Source organism: Streptomyces sp. NPDC111744 (assembly GCF_055634995.1).
The window spans coordinates 1-3,288 of sequence record NZ_JBVKCG010000068.1; the positions used below are offsets into that span (position 1 = coordinate 1).

General features: G+C 65.7%; 5 protein-coding genes. 4 read left to right on the forward strand and 1 reads right to left on the reverse strand.

All coding sequences use genetic code 11. The features are described 5' to 3' along the window. Window positions 1–99: 99 nt before the first annotated feature. Window positions 100–1,179 carry a transcriptional regulator gene (locus ACZ7OO_RS43960; protein WP_471512995.1) on the reverse strand — a complete coding sequence of 360 codons (1,080 nt, stop codon included), beginning with the start codon at window positions 1,177–1,179 and terminating at the stop codon, window positions 100–102. A 271-nt stretch (window positions 1,180–1,450) separates the two neighbouring features. Here ACZ7OO_RS43960 and ACZ7OO_RS43965 point away from each other — a divergent pair, with 271 nt between their 5' ends. The 4 genes from ACZ7OO_RS43965 (at window position 1,451) to ACZ7OO_RS43980 (ending at window position 3,107) form a co-directional block, all read left to right on the forward strand. Beyond that, entirely contained in the window at window positions 1,451–1,762 is a 312-nt protein-coding gene (locus ACZ7OO_RS43965) for a hypothetical protein (protein ID WP_471512996.1), read from the forward strand. After that, window positions 1,755–2,042 (forward strand): DUF7848 domain-containing protein, encoded by a 288-nt coding sequence (locus ACZ7OO_RS43970; protein ID WP_471512997.1) that lies wholly within the window; start codon window positions 1,755–1,757, stop codon window positions 2,040–2,042. Before ACZ7OO_RS43965 ends, ACZ7OO_RS43970 begins: the two co-directional genes overlap by 8 nt. A gap of 208 nt (window positions 2,043–2,250) precedes the next feature. Next, window positions 2,251–2,667 (forward strand): hypothetical protein, encoded by a 417-nt coding sequence (locus tag ACZ7OO_RS43975; protein WP_471512998.1) that lies wholly within the window; start codon window positions 2,251–2,253, stop codon window positions 2,665–2,667. Between the two features lie 11 nt (window positions 2,668–2,678). Then, window positions 2,679–3,107 carry a hypothetical protein gene (locus ACZ7OO_RS43980; protein ID WP_471512999.1) on the forward strand — a complete coding sequence of 143 codons (429 nt, stop codon included), beginning with the start codon at window positions 2,679–2,681 and terminating at the stop codon, window positions 3,105–3,107. Window positions 3,108–3,288 lie beyond the last annotated feature (181 nt).

The following is a 3,288-nucleotide window of genomic DNA, read 5'->3' on the forward strand; positions in this document are numbered from 1 at the left end:
CGTCCGACGAACGATCTGAATCACGGGGCTGTGTCGTGGCCACAGCCAGAGCCTCCCATCACTCCGTGATCCAGATCTAGCCCTGTAGTACTAGGGCGCTCAGGACGCCAGCAGTTCGGCGACTTCGGGCACGTCGCGATAGGCCCGCAGCCGATCGAGCACGACCCTCGTGCGTTCCACCGTGCGTTCGCTGCCGCTTTGCCCGAGGGCGAGCATCCGGCCCGCTGTTCCCGCGGCGGCCTCGGGCTCGTTGGCGTCGGCGTAGGCCACCGCCAGCCAGGAAAGGTACAGCGCCAACTCCCGGGCGTGGCTGGCGTCATAGCGTCCGAGCACGTCCGACAGCAGCGGCACGGCCCGCAGCGGGCGCCGCAGTTCGGTATAGACGCGGGCCTCCATGACCTGCAACTCCCCGGCGTCCATCCAGTACAGGTACGACGGAGATTCGGTGCCGGCCGAGTCCTCGGACAGAGCCTCGGCCGCCTCCCCGAGGGCGGTCATCGCCGGGCGGTCCTGCCCGGCACGGGTATGCGCCCAGGCGACGCGGTCCAGGTACAGCGCGCGTGCCTTCGCCGGGGCGTCCGGACCCGCGTCCTCCAGCGCGGCGCGGGCCAGTCCCACTGCGTCCGCTGTCCGGCCGGTGTTGCTCCACTGGTAGGCCAGCGAGCCCGCCACGTTCCCGGACAGCACGCCGTCCCCGGCGGCCTGCGCGGCGCTCATGCCGAGCCGGTAGATGCGCTCCGCCTCGGCATGCTCCCCTGCATCGGAGGCGACCCACCCGGCGATCTGCGCCAACTCTCCGATGGCCCGGAGAAGTTCGCGTCCCACTTCTTCGGTGTGTGTGCCCTCGCGGTAGAGCTTCACCGCCGCTTGCAGCTCGCGCAGCGCGGGCCCGATCAGGTCTTTGCCGTAGACCACATCGTCAGCCAGCCGCAGGCCGTGGACCCGCTGGGTCAGGTCGGTCACCTGTCCGGCCCCGATCCGGCGGCCCATACGAGCACGCAGCGGGGCCAGCGGGTCGCCCTCGGGCAGGAAGTCGGCGACGGACCGGACACGCGGCGCGGACTCGGCCGACTGAACGGCTTTCGCCTTCTCCAGCATCTCGCGCGGCACCTGAAGCACCTGCGCGAGGAAGGGCAGCCACTCACGCGGAGACCGCGTCCCGATCTCCCAACGGGACACGTCATTTCGCGTCGGCGGAACGCGCCCAGGAGCAGCCTCAGCCAGAGCCTCGGCGAGCCGCCGCTGACTCCAACCACGATCCACGCGCAGCCGTCTGACCAGTTCTCCGACCGTCTCCCGCACCCCACCAGCTTGGCAGACAGCTAGGCAGACACGCTGGCTACTCCGCAAGGTCCACGCCAGCGGGACGATGATCAGCCACCCCGGGCCGAGTCGAGGAGAGGGCAACAAGATGGCTGAGCGTGCGACACCGTGGCCAGAGGGTCCCGCTATGCAGGGGCCGCGCCTGCTGCCGTGGGCCACCGTCGAGGGGAAGCCCTGCTACCTCAGCACCGACGGCCGCGGCTACCTCGCCACCCTCGCCGACAACATCGAGTCGGTACAACTCGGTATGGGTGCGGAGCTGCTGGAGTACGCCCGAGCCACCATGGCCCCCGGCGCAAAGATCCTTTCGGCCTCCGAATACGGCTGGCTGGCCCGCCGGTTGACCGAAGCCCTCTCCGACGCACTCCGGGTCGCCGACTCACGCGGACAACGCCTCCCGGGCCCGGAGGAGGAGGCGGAAGCGGGCGACGATGTCTGACTCCACGAACGCCGACACACCGGCCCGCAGTCCTACCCGTGGCCGCTTTCGATTCCGTGAGTACCACGTGACCACCGTCCCCGACACCTTGGCCCTGCCGACCGTCGCGGCGGAGTGCGTCACCGGCGAAGACCGCAACTGCGGAGCCACCTCTGGCCCCCTGCACACCCCGGACGAACTGACCCGCTGGATCGCCGGACACTGCGCCGCCACCGGCCACGAGCTGTACGAACAGACCACCCGCACCCTCCTCCGCGCCGAGCCCGGAGCATGGCAGTAAAGTCCGCTGCGCCAGCACCGCTTCGGGTACAGCGCGACCGCGCGGCCAGTACCGCCTGACGGCAGTAGCGACGGCAACACCCACGGATTCCCCCGCACAACCACGGACACCAGCGGAACTCGAAACCACCGCTGATCTGCGAATACGCAGATAGAGAGGGGCCGCGTAGCACACGTACTATGTGCTGGCGGGAGCTACGCCGGTGCTCGTGCATAACTACAATGTCACGGGTGTTGGTTGTGGTGATGAGGCGAATCTAGGTTCTGCGATCCCTACCCGCCAGCCAGCCAGTGTCGGAAACGCCGGAGGCAGTACGGATTACCGGCAGACTTTCTACAACGCCAATCCTGGAACTCAAGGAAACGTCTGGGTGCATCACGCTATTGAGCAGCAAGTTCTCAGGCGGTATCCCGGCCTCTTTTCAGCTGATGAAATCCACTCGCTTGAGAATTTGCGAGGAATCCCTAAGGGTGTCGTGAATAGCCGCGTCCACTTGAGTGCCATTCGAAACCTGTGGAATAACTTCTATGCATCGAATCCGTCACCGACAAGGCAGGATGTACTAGATCACGCCACCGAAGTCGATGATCAACTGGGGCAGTGGTTCACGCCTAGAATACGCTGAACGGAGCCTGTGTGAGCACGTACTACCTCGTAAAGCCAGAGGTTGCAGGGGGTCTCGGCCCAGAGACGATCATGGATTCCTCGGTGCACCCTCCGAGGGTCTCGCGACTCCACTATGAAGTCGTCGACTGGTTGGGAGATTGCATCGTGCAGTCCTTCCCCTGCTACCTGGCCCTGCGTCACGTTGTGCACCGGCTTGAGGAGTCAGGCTTCACGGGATTTCATTCGGATGTGGCGATCGTTTCCGAGGCTGATGAGTTTCGGGAGATCAACCCCGATGGCGAACTTCCTGATCTCGTGTGGTTGGTTGTTGACGGAGAGCCCGGCTGTGATGACCTTGGCATGACCGATAAGGCGCAGCTCGTAGTGAGTGAACCCGTACTGGAGTTGCTGAGGTCGGAGTCTCTCAACGTTGGCACGATCGCTTCCTGGGAAATCTGAGAATCTTCGTTTTTCGGGGTTCTCGCGTAGATTTCCCAAAGACGCGTGCGGCAGCCCACCGGACTTGTTCCGGTGGGCTGTTGAGGCAGGGCTTCGGCATAGTCGTCTGACGTCCGGTTCGTGATCAAGCGAGGCCAAGGATCGCGAGGGGGCGGCGTGGGTCACGGGCGTTGCGACGAAG

Bases quoted from the DNA above. Each gene is read 5' to 3' on its own strand.
- ACZ7OO_RS43965 (WP_471512996.1), top strand. From the start codon at position 1,451: ATGCAGGGGCCGCGCCTGCTGCCGTGGGCCACCGTCGAGGGGAAGCCC.
- ACZ7OO_RS43970 (WP_471512997.1), top strand. From the start codon at position 1,755: ATGTCTGACTCCACGAACGCCGACACACCGGCCCGCAGTCCTACCCGT.